Genomic DNA, 20,485 nt, shown 5'->3' with positions numbered 1-20,485 from the left:
AGGGATTGAAACATTTTTTGTTAGTCTTGCTGCCAGTACCATTGTAGATTGCAATTCATCAAAATCCCTATTAGGGATTGAAACTTAAATACCCTTGATTTTGGCGTACCCCAAAGTAGAATTGCAATTCATCAAAATCCCTATTAGGGATTGAAACGCCGATCTTGAAATGCCAAAAGGATATTTCTATGCTGGATTGCAATTCATCAAAATCCCTATTAGGGATTGAAACAGATAGCCAATACTGGGCGAAAAGCTATTGAGATATTGCAATTCATCAAAATCCCTATTAGGGATTGAAACAAGTTATGCTCATTGCCGAGATGGGCGCTGGTAAAAGTATTGCAATTCATCAAAATCCCTATTAGGGATTGAAACAGCAACGACCTGGGAGGAAGAAATACCCGCCGGATTGCAATTCATCAAAATCCCTATTAGGGATTGAAACCTCTCACTCTTCTAATTTAATTGATGAAATAAGAATTGCAATTCATCAAAATCCCTATTAGGGATTGAAACTTAACACCCATACCCGAACCAATATTATCGTAAGAACATTGCAATTCATCAAAATCCCTATTAGGGATTGAAACCTTTGACCCTAACGAGATTGCCCCTAAGAAAATTATTGCAATTCATCAAAATCCCTATTAGGGATTGAAACTTGGCAGTGAAGGGGGAGGCGGGGCAGAGGGAAAATTGCAATTCATCAAAATCCCTATTAGGGATTGAAACCCCATATAGGTTTTAGCGTTAGCGTTGCTAAAACCTCTTCCCTCCTGCCTGATCCCAACGACAAATATTTACACGCACCTACTTATTACAGTTCTTCGCCTTTTTCTTGAAGGAGCGATCGCCAATCTTCAATCGCCTTCTCCGTCCACAGCCAATTTTTAGCTAATTTATCTACCTGGAAATTTTCTCGATCGGACTTGAGAACCGTTTGCCGCAATTTGATCGCTTCATTCAAATATTGCGTCTGCTTACCATTAGATTGACTAAGTGCAGATTTATACAATCCAAGAGCTAAACCAGCATAAGAAGTTAAAGCATCTTGAGGAACTGTTGTATTTCTGGATGTTGAATTTGTGTTCTGTTCTTTGAGAGCTAAATTCAAAGCCTTGAACCAAGCATCATTGGCGCGATTCAGATTGCCTTCTGTGTAGTAGGCAAATCCCAAAGCGTTATTATATAAAAGCGATTCGGGTTTAGCTTTGGCAGCAGTTTCCCAATAACGACGGGCATCATCAACGCTATAGTTATTGTCTCCAGTTTGGATCGACTGCCACGCCAATCGCCCCTTGTAAAAATTCACAGATGGATCGTCAGCTTGTTTACTAGGAATTAGTTTTAAGGAAGTTTCAGCCGCAGCCAGTGCGCCGCGATTCAGTAGTTCTTCTACAGCCAATAACCCACCTTGCAAGTCACCCTGACTCAATTTTTCCGTAGCAGTAGCGGTGACAATTCCAGTTGCTTCTATTCCTAAATCGATATTCGGCTGCTTTTGAATCGGTCGAGAATCAGGTAGAGACTGGGCGGGAATTTCTGGTATTTTAGGCAGTGCTTGGGGGCGATTTTGCCACCAATTTAAACCGATCGCAGCAGCGATCGCACTAATCCCCACAACACCCACAATCGGCCACAACTGGCGGCGACGAGTACGATTTCTTGGCGGAGGTGGTTGCGATTGCGAAAAATTAGAATTTTGCCAATTTTCTTCAAGGTTTCCAGGAGTTACAGGTGGCGGTGGTGGAACTTCTCCCCACAAATCTGCTGACTCTTCTGAGGAAGTCATTTCCTCTGAAATCTGACTTTGGTGAAGACTATTTTCGCTAATTTGTCGATCCGGTTCAGTTGCAGGTTTTTGATTATCTAGCTGACGAAACAAATCCGAAACGATCGCAGAATCTTCTTCATAGCTTGGGTCATCATACTCAATTTCATCAACCAGATCGCCCCAAGTATCTTCACCTAGCCAGTCCAACCCAGAATCCCGCGTCAAACCACTAGGAATCATATCTTCCATTCCTAAAGGCATCTCGCTATCATCAGGTATACCAGGGTACATCATGGAAGTTACCCCTAAAGGCGAACTATACTGATTCAGCGAATCTGTACTTGTAGATACCTCAGCTTCCTGACTTAAAAAACCGTCAAATTCTGGCTGGAGATATAAAATCGGTAATGCCCAGTACATCTGGTGAGAACCATAAGCAGAAATTAATCCTTGGCGCACCCGACTTACACACAAATCTACTGGATATCCCTGACTTAAATTGCGGTAAAACAATTGTGTGAGCGTCAACGCCACTTCATCAGGAATCCTTTCTGACATCGCCAAAACGCTTCTAATTCCGCGCTTCACCAGACTTTCTGCTAAGTTTCGTTCGCCAGTATCTCCAGAGGGATTAGACGCTGCTGTGTATGCCCCCAAGCAGGAATTAAACACTGCCATTTGGATATTATTGTTGACAAGCAAACCTGCCAAATCGTCCCCAGTTAAGATTTCCGTTAAGCCAGTTCTGCGACTAACAAGATAAATTTCTCCGCCATTTGCGCCTAAGTTACTATGACCGGAGTAATGGAGAACGTGATATCTACCTTGTTCTAGGGCTTGCGTCAGTTCTTCCCGTCCTGGTTGGTCTAAGACAGTAAGTTCAATTTCTGGGAAACGATTCCGACTTTCACCAAGTCGTGACGTTTGACGGTGAAGTTCCGCTTGCAGTTTAATTGCTTCTTGTTTCTGTAAGTCAAGACGGACTTGATCTGAGGGAGAAGCAATTACCATCAAGACTCTGACACCACCTTGTTCTGGTGGTGTGGGCATATTTTGCGACCGCAAAGGAGAAGCCCCCAAAATTCCACTTTGGAAGCGAGAAAAAGCCACATAAGGCCCAGTGGCCAGAGGGCGATCGCCTGCATGCATCACTTCCCAAGGCAAACGAGCTAATCTAGTGTCTTTTAGCCCCAAGCGTAAGCGTAGTACTTGTTGATGGTTCTGAGCAATACCTTGGGCAGTAATCCAACTATCTCTGAGAGTGCCTTGAAATAGGGCGTTATAAAATTGTTGACCCAACGCCACCAAATTCACAGAGTTTCTGGCGATATCGCTTTCATGTCCGCCAGAGGTAAATGGATCTCCTTGCAACACTGAATTCAACGGATCATTCATCAAATGCCCAGCAGCCATCAACCAATCAGCTATAGGCCAAGTCACCAATTCTTCTGCCAATGGTACCCCAGGCGCGACTTGTTCCGTCCGCACCAAGTAGTCATTTTGCCCTACTGGGGTTACGGAAATATGGAATTCCTGGGTCACAACTTCTCCTGTCCGCCTCCTAAATCTGGTTTGAAACGCGAAAGTTTCAAGTCGATTTTTCGCTTTCTCTGATAATTTAGATGCATCCTGCCCCTGAATGTTTCTGATTCGGTGTCGTTTTGGTTTTTCTGCCTTTACAACTTTATCCGGATCGGATTACCTGGGTCTAGAACACTTAATTGGTAGATGCACCTTGATCTTCAACTCCCCTAGTTGGCTAACACCCACTGGGGGTTTTTTTATTTTTGGCAAACAACAGCAACTTCTGACGCAGATATTCTCTACCAGAAAATAGTGCTTAATCCTAGAATACTTGATTAATAGATGGATGTCCCCCGATCTTTAACTCCCCTAATTGAGTTAATATCCACTTTGGTTTTTTTGAGACACGATAACAATCAATTTTCTCATAAATTTATCCGGAGCATGGTGGTTAAACCTAGAACATTTAAGTGGTAGATGCACCCTGATAACTAGCTCCCCTGGTTGGCTAACGCCCACTGGGGGTTTTTTTTATGAAAATTGAGTCCTATTGATTAACCCTGAAACACCCATTTTGTAAAGCAGCGCACCGATCGTTTAATTGGTAGGTCTGTCCTGATAACTAACCCCTCTAAGGTTTTTCTTCCATCGACAAACAGTAACAACTTCAACTTCTGCTAATTTATCCGGTAGCGACCCATTTATTTTAGAAAAGATTATTGGTAGATGCACCCTGATAACTCACTCCCCTGGTTGGTTAACACCCACTGGGGGGTTTTTTTAATTGCATCACTGATAGCGATCGCAAATGCCTCTCGTAGAGAAATGTAAGCGAGTCTTTTCCTCTCAAAGATGCTACGCGTAGCTTGCTTTTCCATAGAGGTACGAGCTTTACAGCCCATCGTAGACATCAACTCTGATTTAGTTCATTTTTCCCGGAAGATGCTATCTGCCCCTAGAAAAGATTATTGGTAGATGCACCCTGATAACTCACTCTCCTAGTAGGTTAACACCCACTGGGGGTTTTTTTATTAAAAAAATAACTGACCCTGATAACTCACTCCCCTGATAGGTTAACATCCACTGGGAGTTTTTTCTACTACTTGCGTTACCAATAGCGAGACGCATTTGCGTTTCGTAAAGAAATATTAGCGAGTCTTTTCCTCTTTTCCATAGAGGTACGAGCTTTACAGCCCATTATTGTAGACATCGCCTCTGATTTAGTTCATTTTTCCCGGAAGATGCTAGCTGCCCTTAGAAAAGATTATTGGTAGATGCACCCTGATAACTCACTCTCCTAGTAGGTTAACACCCACTGGGGGTTTTTTTATTAAAAAAATAACTGACCCTGATAACTCACTCCCCTGATAGGTTAACATCCACTGGGAGTTTTTTCTACTACTTGCGTTACCAATAGCGAGACGCATTTGTGTCTCGTAGAGAAATGTTAGCGAGTCTTTTCCTCTTAGAGATGCTACGCGTACCTTGCTTCTCCATAGAGGTACGAACGTTACAGCCTGTTATAGACATCGCCATCGCCTCTGATTTAGTTCATTTTTCCCGGAAGATGCTAGCTGCCCCTAGAAAAGATTATTGGTAGATGCACCCTGATAACTCACTCCCCTAGTAGGCTAACACCCACTGGGGGTTTTTTTATTTAAAAAATAACTGACCTTTGTCCAAATTCATCCGGAGTATGGTCTTCAACCTGAGAACACTTAATTGGTAGATGCACCCTGATAACTAACTCCCCTAGTAGGTTAACACCCACTGGGGGTTTTTTTGCCCTAGACGCATAGCGGTGAGCTACATAACCGGAGTAAATCACTATCACTACTCTTGTTGTTACTCCTGGTAGACCTTGAGTATCTTCCTGTTCCCAGGATAGAGCATAACTTACTCACTCAATTCCTGAATCGCTTTCTTTTTATTGTGAGCTAGAGACGCCACTCCAAAATGATTGCTATGATATTTAATCACATTCTTAATTTTTTTTATATATTTTGACGAGTTTCCTTTTAACTTTCACTATTTGTCTGCCTCAGCAAACCAAATATCAGGCTACCGCTAACAGCACTCCCGAAGCAATTGAAAACAGTTAGAAGTTCCAATTTTTTAGCTGGTTGGGATTAGACGGTAATTGTGTGGTAAACAGGCGGTCTAAAATTTCTGATTTCTGTTCTGAACTGAAGTTGTCATAAAAATTTTCAAGCTTCTCAACTATTCCGAAATTTCTGAAAGCCTCTAAATTAGAATCTGGTTTTTCAATTAGAGGTTTTTGTCTATTCTGGGAATAACTAAGTATATCTACTGTATGATTATTCCTTCGATGCACAAGCTGCATCAATAAATCTATTGCAACAGTTGGCAGAACGCGGTAGGTAGAAGTCACAAAAAAATCAAAAGTCATATTTCCTAGACGGATGCGATCGCCGTCTTTGAGCTTAATCGGCCTAACAACGCGATTACTATTCACAAACGAGCCATTGGTACTGTTGAAATCAATTAAGTAAAAGCCTTGCTCGTCAATATGCTGAATAGCAGCGTGGCGACGAGACAGATGATTGTCAGCAATGCAAATACCACTGGTGCGATTACGACCTATCGTCCAGATTTGTTGTGGCTGTCGTAAACTCTGAGTCTGATTGTCGCCCAAGTTAGTCATCAAATAAACAGCAGCACTATCCACTACGCCATGTACGTAACCCGCCTTGACTCTCCTCAACGACGGTTGAGATAGGTTTTCTAGCTGAAGAATTTCATCTAGAAGGCTGCTGTGGTGTTCATACACCTTGAGGAATACTTGATATAAAGTTAATCGCCGTTCTATTTCCGTTTGTGCAAAGTCAGTCATTATACGTAAACCTTATACTACCTGATTTCAGTTGTAATATACATCTCCAGCCGACAATCAGGGATAATTGATTTTTTGCTTTTTACTACCATCTGAAAAATTTAGTGGTTTAGGATCGTGCTATTTTATTTACAAATTTTAGGTTTGGGATTCTCTGTTATTTATAGCCAGAAAAAGCATATAAATACCTTTAGAAAATTATCATGATGCTTTATTGTTTATTGTAAATAATCATTTGTTATTTGTAACAGATAAAAATCATAAAGATTTCATGAAGAAATAACAAATATCTACGTATTTTTGCTAGATATTTGGATATTTCTTAATATTCGTGAGAGTGATAGTCATCGCTCAACCTAAACATTATACATATTTGTTCGATTTTGAATAAATCTAAGTTTTATCGAGAATAATCAGGGCTAATTTTCCCATATATAAGAAAATTTCAGCATTATGATGCTGATAAAATAAGTGTTTTAAAATTGTTAATAAAAACGGAGAGCTTAAAAGCAGGGGGTTGAGGCTATTCTGCTAATCTCAAATAATTGATTTTAAGAAAAAGGATTCATCCGTCAGGATAATCTAAAACCTAATATAGGAGAATATTCGCATAGAAATAGGGCGACAAAAGAGGCTATTCCCGATGAATTAGGAAATTCTATCCGTCTATAAATTGGGGTAGTTGACATTTTAAAATCACAACAGGCCTCGTTTTCCATTGGGACGCACAGTCATCCAATTAGTTTTTGCTAGTGCTAGCTGCTCATCAGAAATTTTGGCACTGGTGAGATTAGCACCACACAGATTTGCTCCTCGGAGGTTAGCATTGCTGAGATAAGCATTACTAAGGTCTGCGCCTCGCAGGTCTGCTCCTTCTAAATCAGCATGGTTAAAGTATGCTTTGCTTAAATTAGCATCCTTAAGATTTGCTCGAGTTAGACTGGCTCTGCCAAAGTCACTATTGTGAAGATTTGCTCCCTGAAGATTGGTTTTTTGTAATTGAGCAGAATGGAAATTTGTTTGAGATAAATCAGCACCTTGCAGATTTAGCAAATTTAAATTGTGTAAGGCAAAATCTCGTCTTCCCTTCAGATAAGCTGTTAATAAACCTTGGGTATCTAACTTCCGCCCAACTTTAGAATTTTGACTTTGTGAACCATTGCTGTTGCTACTGAAAGTCGTTGATTTGGCCATCCCAGAACCCTGGTGTAATCCCGCAGCTTCCGCTGCCTTGGCTCGTCTAGCACGAATCGCTGCCGCTACCTGTGCCACTCCAGTGTTGGTAGCAGCAGGGTTGTTACATAAAACAGCAGAATTTTCCAGGTGGTTATATGTTCGCTCTTTAGATCGATTATCAGATTTAGTCAGCAAACCCTTTGCTAAACTATCTAAGTATGGTTCTATTTCCAATGCTCTGAGAACTTCTGCCGCTGACTGATAGCGATTACGTACAGACACCTCTAACATTCTTCGCAACACATTGCCTAAGTGATCGCTCACTTGCACAAGCTGCTCCCACATCATCTCGCCAGTGTTGGGATTGTAATCTAAATCTTTAGGAGTTTTGCTAGTCAGTAAATAAATGCATGTCACACCTAGTGCATAAATATCACTGGCGTAGACTGGACGCATAGCCATTTGCTCTGGAGGTGCAAAACCAGGAGTACCAATAGCATACGCAGTTAATGCTGTCTGTCCTGATGGGCCTGTCGCACTTTGGCTAATTTGGTTCTTGACGGCACCAAAGTCGATGAGTACCATTCTGGCATCTTGAGTGCGGCGGATTAAGTTGGCTGGCTTGATATCACGGTGAATCACCTTTTGATCGTGGATGTATTGCAACAGTGGCAATATCTCGCTCAAAAATTGCTTGACTCCAGTTTCACTCAAGATGCCGTTAAGTTTGACCTCCTCTTGCAAGGTGTCACCACTGATATATTCTTGAACTAAGTAGAATTGCTCGCGGTCTTCAAAATAGTCTAACAATCTTGGCACTTGAGGATGATTGCCAATCTTACCTAGAGTTTTGGCTTCTCGTTCAAAGAGTTCTCTGGCCATCTGTAAAACGTGTGGGGCGCTTCCTGATGGGCGTAATTGTTTGATTACGCAACTCGGTTCTCCTGGTAAGCCTCGATCGTTGGCTAGGAAGGTCGCTCCAAAGCCACCCTGACCTAATGGTTGGATTGCCTGATAACGATCGCGCAACAGTAGTTGCGAGCCACAAGACTGACACCTTTGGCTATATACCAAATTTTCTGGATTGGAACAGGTAGGATTTAAGCAGTAGCTCATGCACTCTCAACTCGCTGCACGAATAATCACGGGGAGTGTTATACTCCCTTCCAATTATTTAGACATTAATCAACTCTTGCCAGGTAATTTTTGCTGGAAATCCTTTGAAGAGTTCCTAAAGTTTAACTGAGATTACCTAAAGCGATCGCTAAACAAGATTATTTATTATACTTACATTGGCAAATACTGTTTATGCTATTTTCTAGCAATTCGTAATTCCTTATAACGCTCTCTCAAAGGTTGTGGCGTTCATCGTGCTATTATCCCATTCAGAAAATCAGCTTTAATCTGGTTTTTGTATGGGAAAATTGGTATTAAAAGGTATTGAAGGGCAGTGCCTAACACCAGTTACTAATTTGGGGAAACCCCAGACGCTCGCGGACTCGCTCTAAGCATTGGCGCAGCCTCTCTAAGAGTTGCTATGCCGTTGGCGAACGCGAGTGCGGGTCGCAGACAAGCCTCTCGTACCACTTTGTGGAAGCAAGCTACGTGTAGCGTCTCCCTTTGGGAGAAGAGAAGGCTTTACGCTGCGCTATTGCTTTTAGCGTCTCCCCTTCCTCCTAAAGGGAGAGGCTAACCTAACGCCAAGGGAGAAAACCGCACTGGCTACCCTACAGAAAGTCGCTGTAGAATTTTGGATGCCCAAATTTGGAGGCAATTTAGAATCATCTTCATTAGTCCTTAAGAGATTATTAGCTAGCTTTCATGTTCACACTAATCAGCTGTTCGATAAGTGCAAAAACATCACTGCGGCTGAGTTTCTCTTTACCATTAGCAAGGGCGTCAAGAGTACCGTTTGCCAAAGTGAAGGGGATTTGACAAAAATCTAAGGCTGGCCCGGTAGGAAGGTCTTTGATATAAGCTTCTGCCAGGGCTAGATTGCGTCGGGCATAGTCTTGCATATTTTCTGCACTCCAACCTTCTGGGAAGAATTCTACCCCACGCCCCAAATCTTCAGTATGGTTACGCAGGATATTAACTGCTTGTAAACCGCGACCAAACCCAATCGCCTGGGTACGGTTCGTTTGTGTTCCATCATACCAAGTCCATAAGTCAGAAAGTAACAGTCCCACTGCACCTGCAACTCCAAAGGTATAACGATCTAAATCAGATTCTGTATAAATTTTCCAGTTTTTTTCTGCCCAATAAGCCATCCGGTCTGCCATTGCAGCAGTGGCATCCCAAATTCGAGGTGCAATGGTGTCTGGTGCTAGCAGTGACCATTCTCTAATCCTCAAAGTGACTTCTTCTAATGAATTCTCATACCCACTAAATCCTGCAAAGAAAGCATCTACCGCAAAGCCATCAACTCCTGCCTGTAATGTCAAGCTAATCGTTCTTAACAGCTTTGCTTTAGTAGCGTTATCTAGTTCGGGATGATCTTCAATTTCATCAATAGCACGCATACACAAATATGCTGATGCTACTGCTTCTTGCAATCCTGGCGGTAAAACACTAATTGGAATATAAAAAGTTCGGCTAGTTTCTTTGAGGATTTGCAATGCATCTCTACGTAAATTCATGTTTTCACTCCCCACTTGATTTTTGCACCACATGAAGTTTCCAGTTTTTTGATGATACTGGATATAGTTTTGACTAAACTTTAAAAACTATAGACTATAAGATACGCTAGTATTTCATCTAAAAATTGATAGTTTTTGGTGTTGCAATTAACAAAACTCTCAAATTTATCAAAGTCTAGTCTAGTATAGAGGTTTTTGGGTGCAAAAGTGTTTAAAGTGTCGTTTGATATAGCTTTCATAAACTTTTAGCATACATATAAAGAATTATGGTAATATTTGGTTGGATATGACGAAATTGTTCTATAAGCAAACATCCATTTTAGCGATTTGAAAGTGCTTTAAGTCTGCGTTAATCTGACTAAGAAAGTGGAATGATTGTATATATAAAGACAATTCAGGAAAAGCTGACAACGGATAACAGCATTGGTATATACCTTTGGATGAGTACAGTGGTTTAGCGAAGAGTTAGGGTCAGTTAAATTGGACGACATATAAGGCTGTAATGCCTGAGTTGTGACTATAGACTATACCTAATCTATTGGAGTCAGAACCGCTTTGCTGTTCAAAGTGACATAAAGTGACCAAAATTCAAAACAAGAAGTTCCCGTATATTTACGAGATTGACAATAAAAGGGAAAATTCCATACCTTTTCCCGACTTTTGCAAGAAGTGGGAATGAGAGGACACCTCCCCATCTGCTCTTAGCAAGGGGAGATGCCATAGGCATTGGGGTTATTTCGCGTATTCATCAAGAATCGGTGTTATAGTCCAGATTATGTTTACAAACAAACCGAATAGTCTGTAAAAACTCAAAAAAATATCGAAGTATTCCTAATTATTAAATTTTCTGAATCCCTTGTTGATATTGTAAATATTTTTTCTGTAATTCCTCTGGAATGGGAATAAGACGATTATTTTGCAGACTGACAAAACCACCCTTCTGACTAGCTACTGCTGCTAACTCATTGTTAGATAAAATTTCAGCTTGCACAGTCCACTTTAAGCGTCCTAAACCACTCAGCCATAAACGCCCAATCACTCGATCGATAATCTTTATTGGACGTTTGTATTCAATTTCAGTCCCAGCTAGAATTGGTGTATATCCTAGCTCAATTTGTTGATTGAGTTGCCAATGTTCATCTAAAAACTTTAGACGTAAATCCTCTAGCCATCTGATATACACGATATTACTCACAATTCCCATAAAATCAATGTCGTATGTTTTGACAGGAATTGCTAATACTACTTCTAATGGTCTGTGTAAGTTGTTATTTACTAGCATTATTGATCTTGATATTTTTTAATACTGCTTGGTCTGTTCAATTAAAGAGAAGTTTTCAAGTATTGATTCAGGTGATTCATTACTCTATGGATATGAATTGAATCTCCATAAAGCTTGCTGATCATTATGCCTCCTTCCAGCGTTGCAATTATGATGGTAGCGATTTCATCAGCACTCACTTCCGGGCGAATTTCACCTTTTTCAATTCCTTTTTCAATAATTCGACAAATTAGATGTAGCCAAGAGTTCATCGCTTGTTGAGCACGTTCTCGCAACGCCGGATGAGCATCATCACTTTCCACAGCAGTATTCAGCAGTGGACACCCGCCCTTAATCGGTGGATTTTCTGCAAAGCTACTAAACACCCCAATGATTGCTTGCAGACGTTCTACTGCGTGGTGTTTGCTTCGTAATGCAAATCTAGTATGCTGTTTAATGCGAGCGATCGCAAAATCAAAAGCCTGTAGTGCGAGATCGTCTTTGCTTTGGAAATGATTGTAAATTCCTCCTTTCTGCAATCCAGTTACACGCATAATGTCTGACATCGATGAGCCTGCATATCCCTGTTGGTTAAACAGTTCGGCTGCTTGGTGGAGAATTCTACTTTTTGTTTCTTCGCCTTTGGACATTACAGCGATTTATTAGAGTAGGGAGTTGTGAGTTTATTGAACTAAAAATTACTGTAAATTCAAAATTACCGACCGAACAGTCTTTTTGTTTCTACCATAATATATGTTTGCAGGTCAAGTATTTTTCAACGCTGAGTTCTGAACAAAGATTTATTTGATGAAGTCAAGCCATACATAGATTTGCACGATGGCATTTGAAGTGAAGACAATATACTTAAGTAAGTTAACACAACGTCCAGACAACGCAGATTTCACCCGGTCATAAATACTATTAGTTTTGATGCTACCTCCAGTGTCGGCAATGATAAATTTTGGCATCAACAGAAATTTCAGCAGCAATATTGGCGATTTGAGCTTTGCTAAACAGGATTTTGACTGGGTTGTAAAAACAAAATTTTCCATGAGTTATTAGACTTGCGGTCTATTATCCAGAGAATATAGCGATATACAAAGCGAATACGCTGGACGTTTGATGGCGTTTACAAGTAAAATACGGTAAGTACATCGCTTTACGGGCTTTTGTATGTAAAACCGCAGAAAAACCAGTAAGAAGTTAATTTTAGTCAAACAACTGACCTATAAGCAGTTATCAAAGTCTGTTTCAGCTAAATGTTAGTTGTCATACTTCCAAAAACTTCCAGACAGGTTTTAAGTTGTCCAGTAATCCTCTGCCCTAACTTTTAGCTGGATAACCTTTCCTTGTGTCACTCATCTTTTGAGAAACACAATAACTTGCCATGACTAGCTCTATCTACCACTGGGCTGTGATTCGGCTGAGTTATTGCTCTCTAGTAGTGAAGTTCTAGCTGACTTTCTCAAACCCCCAAAGAGTATGCACTATTTATTACTACCATTCTTAAGCTTCTTCGTTGGCATCATAGTTGGTTTGACGGGAATTGGCGGAGCCTCTCTCATCACTCCAATGTTGATTTTTGTTTTTCAGGTTCCACCTTCCATCGCCGTGAGTTCTGATGTTGTAGCTGCCACATTGATGAAGGTTGTTGGTAGCGTCAAGCATTGGGAACAAAAAACCCTGGATACAAAAGTTGTCAAATGGCTGGCCTTTGGAAGTGTTCCAGGCTCATTATTCGGAGTGGGGATTTTGCATCTCATTAAACATACAGGTAAGTATAACCTGGATAATATCTTGCTCCGTTTGCTGGGTGGGATGATTTTGCTAGTCACAGTGTTAGCACTAGTGCAATTGTTGTTATTGACTTTTTTCCCCAAATTTAATTTACCCGAACTGCCAAAGTTAGACTTAGAAACTAACTTCGGTCGATTTATAACAATTACTTTGGGAGCAATTTTAGGCTGTTTTGTCGGTCTAACTAGCGTCTCTTCAGGTTCAATGTTTGCCCTAGTACTGATTGGGTTTTTCCGTCTTGATGCCCGGAAGTTAGTGGGTACAGATATTTCACACGCAGCGATTTTACTGCTGTTTACAGCCCTTGGTCATCTCAGCCTGGGAACAGTTGATTGGAGTTTGGTACTTCCTATATGGTTAGGCTCTGTACCTGGGGTGTTACTAGGTGCTAAAATCTGCCAAGTAGCTCCGCAACGCCCACTACGGTTTATTATTTACGCCATTTTGATGATGGTAAGTTGGAAATTAGTTCATCAAGTGTAACCAAATTGAGATTTTAGCTCCCAAATCCAGCATTCAAAATCCAACCTTGATTAACTTCTTACCCAAGATAGTAGAGTGAATGTACCTCGCTCATACATAATGAACAGACCCAAGCCAATTAACACAAAAGGTACGGCAGCTTTACCGTAGCGACTTAAAATATTAGCAATGGTAGGTTGACGGCTTAAAAAATAAGCGATCGCACACCAAACCCCTACCATGATAAAAAATATACCTAAAATTACTCCCAAACTGGTAAGGTTATGACCAGCGAACAAAGGGATATATATACTAATATTGTCACCACCATTAGCGATCGTTACTGCTGCTACTTTATAGGTTTGAGGATGCAAAACACTCAGAATAAAAGACAATACCGGGTTAGTAGGTGTAGGCTTTCTAAAATCACTACTGACTGTCTGAACTGTTATAGTTTCTTCTTTTCTAAATATTAATTGCTGAATACCAATAGCAATTGGTAGTAGTCCTAGCAATCCTATCCATTCTCGCTGTACAACCAATCCACCAAAAAATCCTGGTAAGCTAGCGATGATAATGGCTGTAAAACCCAGATATTGACCGAGTAAGATATGCCACCGCCGAAAATTAGCATCTATTTGTGAAAAAAATATTAACAAGATAATGATGTCATCTATGTTAGTGGCGATGAAGGCAATTATCCCTTCACTGAAGGCTGTCCCTAGCTGACTCATGCTGGATTTTTAGAATCTACGATTTACCACCATACCAAATTCACTAATTCGTAATTCGTAATGACGCTCGTTTCTCGCTACCGCTACTTAACGTAATTCGTAATTATTGGCGAAATCCTCGCGCGTCATTCTCAATCACGAATCATTTTAACCTTCTGGCACAACTTACATTTAAGATGACACAGTAATTATTACTGACTCCTAAATTTTTCTTTATCTTAAAATATGAACGAGTTAGTTACTGCAATGACTACAGGGGCAATTGCGTTCATTGCCACTAATATTGATGATATTGTCATTTTATTGTTGTTTTTTTCTCAAATAAATGCTAATTTTCGCCCCCGGCATATAGTTGCTGGTCAGTTTCTAGGTTTTACGGTTCTGTTAATTCTTAGTCTTCCTGGTTTGTTTGGTGGGTTAGTTTTATCAAAAAGCTGGATTGGATTACTTGGTTTACTACCAATGTCCATAGGTATCAGTAGTTTAGTGAATCGGGAAGAAGATTCATCAAAAGAAGTTATAGCTGGAACAGAAGAAGCGGAAGCATCAACAATTACTAGTTTTTTTTCTCCCCAAGCTTATAGTGTGGCAGCTGTTACAATTGCCAATGGTAGCGATAATATTAGTGTCTACGTGCCTTTATTTGCTAGTAGTAACTTAGAGACTTTTTTAGTAATTATCGGATTATTTTTTCTATTGTTAGGAGTTTGGTGCTACGCTGCATCCAAATTAACTAATAACAGAGTCATCGCTAATGTATTGACTCGCTACATTAATAATCTTGTACCTTTTGTTCTTATCGGATTAGGCGCTTTTATTGTATTAAAAAGTGAAGCTTTGAGTCCAATCAAGTTAGCTGCTAGTTGTTGCTGTTTAACAGTTTTGGTAAAAAGTGATGTTGCTAACCATTAACAAAAAATAATTTAGAAGCAGAATTGAAGATGCTCTGTTTCCGGTTAGTAGTTAGAGGATGTCTGAGAAGTATCAAATATTGGTTGATCCCCCTTACCCTGTTAAAAAAGGGTAAAGAATAACCTTGAAGTCCCTCTTTTTAAGGGGGATTTAAGGGGAGCTTTGAGCGTTCGGTGTATACAAAAAACTTTTTAGACGTTCTTTTAGAATTCAGCTTTTGACAGGATTCAAAACAATACCTATAAAAAAGCCATCACTTTCATTCGCATTTTTTAGGGGAGCGATTTATAACATTAAGAGGCAATGTCTTTTGAAATTCCTTAATTGCTTCAATATGAGTTTGAGTTATATTTATATGTTCCTCTACTGCCTCTGTAAACACTTCTGTTGAGCCATCTTCTGCTAATTTTTTCGTCAAATCTTTGACTTTCTGCGCCTGCTTCTGGATACTTTCTCCGCTATCTTCGATGCGTTTGCCTTGTTGGTGACTAGTATGGTCATCTGTTTGTAAACTCTCACCCAACTCTTTTACTGCTTTGCCTTGCTCAAGTAATTCCTGAGCATGTTTCTGTGCGGTTTGTATAGTCTGCTGGGAAATTTTATGCATAATATGAATCCTTGTATTGCAATTTGATTGCAATAATTTCAATACAAAGTGATTTTGTTTACTAATCTTTATTAAGGAGCGATCGCTACAAGAAAGAATTTACACACTAAAAAATTATATGACTTGTTAAAAACTCATCAACCTATCATTCGACAGATTAAAGTCATATATCAAAAGGTCAAGATTAATAACTGTTGGAAAATTTTCAAAATCAAAGCGATCGCTTATCACCATTGCGTATGCTTAACTTTTATCAAACGATGATTTGCACTGTATATAGCGGTTCTCGTTTACGTGAGGTATACCTGTAAGGGCACGGCACTGCCATGCCCCTACACCTCGCAATATAATGTTGTACCGCATCTGAATGGGAACCGCTATATATTGTGACTAATCAACTATCCAAATAGGTATAACACACGCTACAAAATCAAATATTAAACTTTACTCAACCACTCATTCTCTTCTGGATCTTTGAACAGTGAGGTACTGAGGTAGCGTTCGCCGAAGCTAGGCTGGATCGTGACGATGAGGCGACCCGCATTTTCTGGCCGTTGTGCCACTTGAATAGCCGCGTATAAAGCAGCGCCAGTCGAAATCCCTGATAGCAATCCTTCTTCTTTTGCGAGGCGACGGCTGTAAGCGATCGCTTGCTCATCGGCTACCTGAATCACTTCATCTACCAGTTCTGAACGGTAAATTGCTGGGACAAATCCCGCGCCGATACCTTGAATTTTGTGAGGGCCTGATTTACCGCCTGCTAATACCGGACTGTTACTTGGTTCAACTGCGATCGCTTGAAAACTCGGCTTCCGTTTTTTAATAACTTCTGCAACTCCCGTAATCGTCCCACCAGTACCCACTCCCGCCACGAGAATATCTACCTCTCCATCGGTATCATTCCAAATTTCTTCGGCTGTGGTTTCGGCGTGAACTTTCGGGTTAGCGGGGTTGCGGAACTGCTGCAACATATAAGCATTGGGCGTTTTAGCTACAATCTGCTCTGCATGAGCGATCGCTCCTCGCATCCCTTCTACCCCTGGCGTTAACTCTAGTTGAGCGCCATAAGCTTTGAGCATGGATCGTCTTTCGTGGCTCATTGTGTCAGGCATCGTTAGAATGAGATGGTAGCCCTTGGCAGCTGCCACCATCGCTAGCGCAATTCCTGTATTTCCAGAAGTCGGCTCTACTAAAACAGTTTTTCCGGGGTGAATCAAGCCTGCTTCTTCTGCCACTTCCACCATACTCCCGCCAATCCGGTCTTTCACAGAAGATGCTGGATTCATGCTTTCTAGCTTCACCACAATCCGAGCAACCGCTCCTGACGCTTGGGGAATCTTGTTTAATTGAACTAAAGGAGTTCGGCCGATTAACTCTGTGATATCTTTCGCTATCCGCATGTGGGTACTCCGTCGTGTCTAAATATAATACATTGGACTCTGCTGGGCGCGAGTTTCTCTTTCCTCGCACAAGTCTTGGAGTGTATAACGACCCAAAACTTCTATTGAGGCAGCGTTAGCTTGCTCCCAAACTTCATAAACCAGAGTCTTTTCCAGAGTCGGAGAGTTAGAGGTATCTTTCTCTTTCCGCTCGCCTTCAACCAAAGTGACAATTTCAAGTATTGTAATCTGCCAAGGTTCCCGAACTAAAACGAAACCTCCTTTAGAGCCGCGTTGGCTCTGCACCACACCAGCACGCCGGAGGTTGGTCAAAATTTGTTCCAGATAGCGCTCAGGTATGGGTTGTTTGGCAGTAATCTCGCTCATGGTTAAAGGAAGTTTTTTTCCGTGGTGGCTTGCCAGTTCTAATAGTGCCAGCAGCGCGTATTCCACTTTGGAAGACAGATCCAAGAGAGCGTAGTTTTGGCTATTCAACACTGTACTCAATATACTACGGTGAATTGGGGGACTTATCGCAGTTTATGCGAAATTAATTTTTTTCAACTGTGGAATGTGATAACATCCCACTTATTACCCACAAAAACACTATACTCTATCGACTTACCGTAGATTTAGATATTACACAATTCCCAATATAAGGACTCGATCTTTTTTTTGGGAATCATCCTGAGTTTCTGTTTTCAGAGCCTCACCTACCAACAAAAATCTCAACAGAGTATGCTAATAACTGATTTGCGAACCATTTTTGAGCGCGATCCAGCAGCCCGTAACTGGCTAGAAGTATTGTTTTGTTACCCTGGACTGCAAGCTCTAGTGTTTCATCGATTGGCGCACTGGCTGTATAAAATTGGAATTCCCTTTATACCAAGGTTCATCTCTCATATTAGTAGGTTTTTAACCGGAATTGAAATCCATCCTGGGGCATTAATTGGTCAGGGAGTGTTTATTGACCACGGTATGGGAGTTGTGATTGGCGAGACTGCGATCGTAGGTGACTATGCTCTGATTTATCAAGGTGTCACCCTTGGCGGGACTGGGAAAGAAAGCGGCAAACGCCATCCAACTTTAGGTTCTCATGTGGTTGTGGGAGCAGGTGCAAAAGTATTGGGAAATATTCAAATTGGCGATCGTGTCCGTATCGGAGCCGGTTCAGTGGTACTACGAGATGTCCCCAGTAACACTACTGTAGTTGGGATTCCAGGACGGGTAACTCGTCAGAACAACTTAAATAGCAATGTTCTGGATCATGATAAAGTACGCGACGTAGAAGCTGAAGTCATCCGCGCTTTATTTGAACGCGTCAAGTCTCTAGAGAAACAGTTTGAGCAGTTGGAACAATCAAGTTTGTCCCCAACTGAACTTGGAGACGAATTAACCGACAACCCTAAGAGCAAAAACTCTGATGGGATGATTGAAGATTTTCTGGATGGTGCGGGAATTTAATTTTGAGAATGGGGCATTGGGCATTGGGCATGGGGCATTGGGCATGAGTTATTCTTCCCCTGCTCTCCCTGCCTCCCCTGCTCTCTTCTCCCCTCTCTCCTCTTTAAAATATCCATAGGTTCTTATAACCTGATATAAATGTAATACTACGGTTAATTTATCGGAGAATAGTTTTATATATATGGTGTCTTTGTACACAAGCGTATCTAGTTCAAGCAGTAACAATACTAAGCAACTTTTTGCCCGTAGGTCATTTCTGCCAGAGCATCATAAGGATCTTTGGAAGATTGAAACGGGTTTTGTGAGAACTTTTAGCTATCTGGAAGATGGTACAACTGTTGCTCTGGGATTGTGGGGCCCTGGGGATGTCGTTGGTAAAAGGTTGTCAAAATTAGAACCTTATCAGATGGAATGCCTAACTAAAGTGGAGGCAACAGTTTTACCTCTAGAAGAGTGGACTGAATTAACAGAAACTCTACTTGCCCATATCCAACAGGCTCAAGAATTGATGATCATTCGTAGCCATAAAAAAGTGGATACTATGCTTATCAAGCTATTGGCATGGTTATCCAAAAAGTTTGGTTCGGAAGTTGAGAAGGGACGTTTAATAGATATGCGTCTGACTCATGAAGACCTGGCCGAAATGCTCGGTTCAACTCGTGTTACGATCACTCGTGTTCTTGGGCAGTTTGAGCAAGAGGGCTTGATCGATCGCCTCTCCCTACATCGAATTGTGTTGCGAGAAGAAGAAATTTGGTACTATGAAATTTAAATTATTTCAGTAAGACCAGCTATCGCCGTCAGCATTCGGCTTGCCCACAATTCTAAGATTCAAGGATTCTAGGTAAGCTAAACCGCTAGAAATTTGTGGCACTGTTCCCCGCAGTTCAATGTCAAAGCATCCTTCTGAATTTGGTTGTAGCACAGCTTTGGTAATATTAACTACCAAGCCGTAGGTAGAAATTAACTGCGAAATCACGGGCGCTTGCAGATAGCATTTGGGAATATGTATCCGCAAACGAATCTGAGTGACTTGGCTTTTTTCAGAAACTGAAGAAAGCAGTGATAATCTATTTTGGGAATTGGTTTTTTGGTTATTTAGTGCTGACATTGAATAGTGATGATTTTATTAATTAGCGTAGGCGTAGCCCGTCGTAGACATCGCTATAAACGCTAGACAAATCTAGCCAAATCGGTAGTCCCAGTTTTTCTAAATAACTCAAGCTAGAGTAGAGTTGCTTTGTTCTTCCCCACAAATCCAAGTCAAACCAGCCGTCATCTTGCGTATCGGGTTGAAGTAACGCGCTGGTGATATTGACTGTTAGTCCATAACCAGAAACTAACTCGGAAATCACTGGTTCTTGGTAATAAGATTTTAAGATACACAGTTGCAAGCGTAATCGATTGGTTTGACCCTGAGAAATCCATTGCTGGAATTGTTCTTGCCATTTATTTGTCAACCATGCAGAGTCTTTGGGACTCAATTTGCTACCTGGATTTGGGAAAGGTAGAGTGTGCTGGTTGGGTTGAATTTGGTTAGCGATCGCTAGTTGCAGCAAATTCACTCCTAATCCTTGCAAGTAAGATAAGCTATTTGTCAGTTTTTGAGGATTTCCTGAAAGTTCCAAATCAAACCAGCCATCGCTGTCACTGTCGGATGTCAGGGATGCAGCTTTAATATTGACGGTTAAATCATAACGAGACACCAGTCGAGAAATTACGGGTTGCCTGTTATACCGTTGAGGCACGAGAATTCGACTGTGGACTGAAGCGGGTTCTACAGATTTACTCTGAGACATCAGATTAATTTCCCATCGCCATGCCTACGGTGGTAACACGCCTGGTGAGCGGCTCATGAGCGCAGTCGTTCGCGTAGTGTTCCGCAGGGAAGGGAGTCGA

The 20,485-nt window shown here is 41.1% G+C and carries 17 protein-coding genes, 1 pseudogene and 1 CRISPR repeat array (1 of these 19 cut by a window edge); of the genes and pseudogenes, 4 read left to right on the top strand and 14 right to left on the bottom strand.

The genetic code is table 11. The features are described from left to right. A CRISPR array of direct repeats spans positions 1-735; the repeat unit is 37 nt; unit sequence ATTGCAATTCATCAAAATCCCTATTAGGGATTGAAAC; it reaches 242 nt to the left of the window's first position. Between the two features lie 85 nt (positions 736-820). The 8 genes and pseudogenes from hetF to RM049_RS27440 all read right to left on the bottom strand — a co-directional run. After that, positions 821-3,319, bottom strand: coding sequence for a cell division protein HetF (gene hetF, locus RM049_RS27475; protein WP_322706420.1), 2,499 nt, complete (start codon positions 3,317-3,319; stop codon positions 821-823). Between the two features lie 698 nt (positions 3,320-4,017). After that, positions 4,018-4,212, bottom strand: coding sequence for a hypothetical protein (locus RM049_RS27470; RefSeq protein ID WP_322706419.1), 195 nt, complete (start codon positions 4,210-4,212; stop codon positions 4,018-4,020). A gap of 1,187 nt (positions 4,213-5,399) precedes the next feature. Beyond that, positions 5,400-6,155: an FHA domain-containing protein gene (locus RM049_RS27465; protein WP_322670868.1), complete on the bottom strand. Its 756-nt coding sequence runs from the start codon at positions 6,153-6,155 to the stop codon at positions 5,400-5,402. A 696-nt stretch (positions 6,156-6,851) separates the two neighbouring features. Next, on the bottom strand, positions 6,852-8,447 hold the full coding sequence (locus tag RM049_RS27460) for a serine/threonine-protein kinase (RefSeq protein WP_322685897.1): 1,596 nt from the start codon (positions 8,445-8,447) through the stop codon (positions 6,852-6,854). 692 nt (positions 8,448-9,139) lie between these two features. After that, the gene (locus RM049_RS27455; protein WP_322670866.1) at positions 9,140-9,970 is read right to left on the bottom strand and encodes a phytoene/squalene synthase family protein; all 831 of its coding nucleotides are present in this window, start codon (positions 9,968-9,970) and stop codon (positions 9,140-9,142) included. Positions 9,971-10,808: 838 nt separating this feature from the next. After that, positions 10,809-11,252 carry a thioesterase family protein gene (locus RM049_RS27450; protein ID WP_322670865.1) on the bottom strand — a complete coding sequence of 148 codons (444 nt, stop codon included), beginning with the start codon at positions 11,250-11,252 and terminating at the stop codon, positions 10,809-10,811. A gap of 41 nt (positions 11,253-11,293) precedes the next feature. Further along, complete coding sequence (locus tag RM049_RS27445) at positions 11,294-11,881, bottom strand: TetR/AcrR family transcriptional regulator (RefSeq protein ID WP_322670864.1); 588 nt, start codon at positions 11,879-11,881, stop codon at positions 11,294-11,296. A 225-nt stretch (positions 11,882-12,106) separates the two neighbouring features. Then, positions 12,107-12,290 (bottom strand): annotated as a pseudogene (locus tag RM049_RS27440) (NADH-dependent alcohol dehydrogenase); the annotation flags it as partial. Positions 12,291-12,713: 423 nt separating this feature from the next. Here RM049_RS27440 and RM049_RS27435 point away from each other — a divergent pair. After that, positions 12,714-13,511: a sulfite exporter TauE/SafE family protein gene (locus tag RM049_RS27435; RefSeq protein WP_322685895.1), complete on the top strand. Its 798-nt coding sequence runs from the start codon at positions 12,714-12,716 to the stop codon at positions 13,509-13,511. Between the two features lie 50 nt (positions 13,512-13,561). Here RM049_RS27435 and RM049_RS27430 read toward each other — a convergent pair whose 3' ends face one another. Next, positions 13,562-14,224, bottom strand: coding sequence for a cadmium resistance transporter (locus tag RM049_RS27430; protein WP_322706418.1), 663 nt, complete (start codon positions 14,222-14,224; stop codon positions 13,562-13,564). Positions 14,225-14,449: 225 nt separating this feature from the next. On the opposite strand from RM049_RS27430, the gene RM049_RS27425 reads away from it, so the two are divergent. Beyond that, positions 14,450-15,136, top strand: coding sequence for a cadmium resistance transporter (locus tag RM049_RS27425; protein ID WP_322706417.1), 687 nt, complete (start codon positions 14,450-14,452; stop codon positions 15,134-15,136). Between the two features lie 259 nt (positions 15,137-15,395). Here RM049_RS27425 and RM049_RS27420 read toward each other — a convergent pair whose 3' ends face one another. The 3 genes from RM049_RS27420 to RM049_RS27410 all read right to left on the bottom strand — a co-directional run bounded on the left by RM049_RS27420 (position 15,396) and on the right by RM049_RS27410 (position 17,644). Next, the gene (locus RM049_RS27420) at positions 15,396-15,743 is read right to left on the bottom strand and encodes a hypothetical protein (protein WP_322670858.1); all 348 of its coding nucleotides are present in this window, start codon (positions 15,741-15,743) and stop codon (positions 15,396-15,398) included. A 437-nt stretch (positions 15,744-16,180) separates the two neighbouring features. Further along, positions 16,181-17,143: a cysteine synthase A gene (gene cysK / locus RM049_RS27415; RefSeq protein ID WP_322706416.1), complete on the bottom strand. Its 963-nt coding sequence runs from the start codon at positions 17,141-17,143 to the stop codon at positions 16,181-16,183. A gap of 18 nt (positions 17,144-17,161) precedes the next feature. Continuing rightward, on the bottom strand, positions 17,162-17,644 hold the full coding sequence (locus RM049_RS27410; RefSeq protein ID WP_322685903.1) for an Rrf2 family transcriptional regulator: 483 nt from the start codon (positions 17,642-17,644) through the stop codon (positions 17,162-17,164). A 216-nt stretch (positions 17,645-17,860) separates the two neighbouring features. Between RM049_RS27410 and cysE the strand changes: the two genes are divergently transcribed. Both cysE and RM049_RS27400 read left to right on the top strand, forming a co-directional pair. Further along, positions 17,861-18,586, top strand: coding sequence for a serine O-acetyltransferase (cysE, locus tag RM049_RS27405; RefSeq protein WP_409339895.1), 726 nt, complete (start codon positions 17,861-17,863; stop codon positions 18,584-18,586). 181 nt (positions 18,587-18,767) lie between these two features. Then, positions 18,768-19,358 carry a Crp/Fnr family transcriptional regulator gene (locus tag RM049_RS27400; RefSeq protein WP_322700157.1) on the top strand — a complete coding sequence of 197 codons (591 nt, stop codon included), beginning with the start codon at positions 18,768-18,770 and terminating at the stop codon, positions 19,356-19,358. A 6-nt stretch (positions 19,359-19,364) separates the two neighbouring features. On the opposite strand, the gene RM049_RS27395 is transcribed toward RM049_RS27400, so the two are convergent. Together RM049_RS27395 and RM049_RS27390 are read right to left on the bottom strand one after the other, a co-directional pair. Further along, entirely contained in the window at positions 19,365-19,697 is a 333-nt protein-coding gene (locus RM049_RS27395) for an NIL domain-containing protein (protein ID WP_322706415.1), read from the bottom strand. 22 nt (positions 19,698-19,719) lie between these two features. After that, positions 19,720-20,385, bottom strand: a complete 666-nt coding sequence (locus tag RM049_RS27390; RefSeq protein ID WP_322670853.1) for an NIL domain-containing protein — start codon at positions 20,383-20,385, stop codon at positions 19,720-19,722. Positions 20,386-20,485 lie beyond the last annotated feature (100 nt).

It is taken from the genome of Nostoc sp. DedQUE04 (assembly GCF_034530995.1).
In the GTDB taxonomy this organism is placed as follows: Bacteria; Cyanobacteriota; Cyanobacteriia; order Cyanobacteriales; family Nostocaceae; genus Nostoc.
The sequence above is the reverse complement of the archived record's forward strand: the minus strand, read 5'-3'. Positions and strand labels throughout refer to the sequence as shown.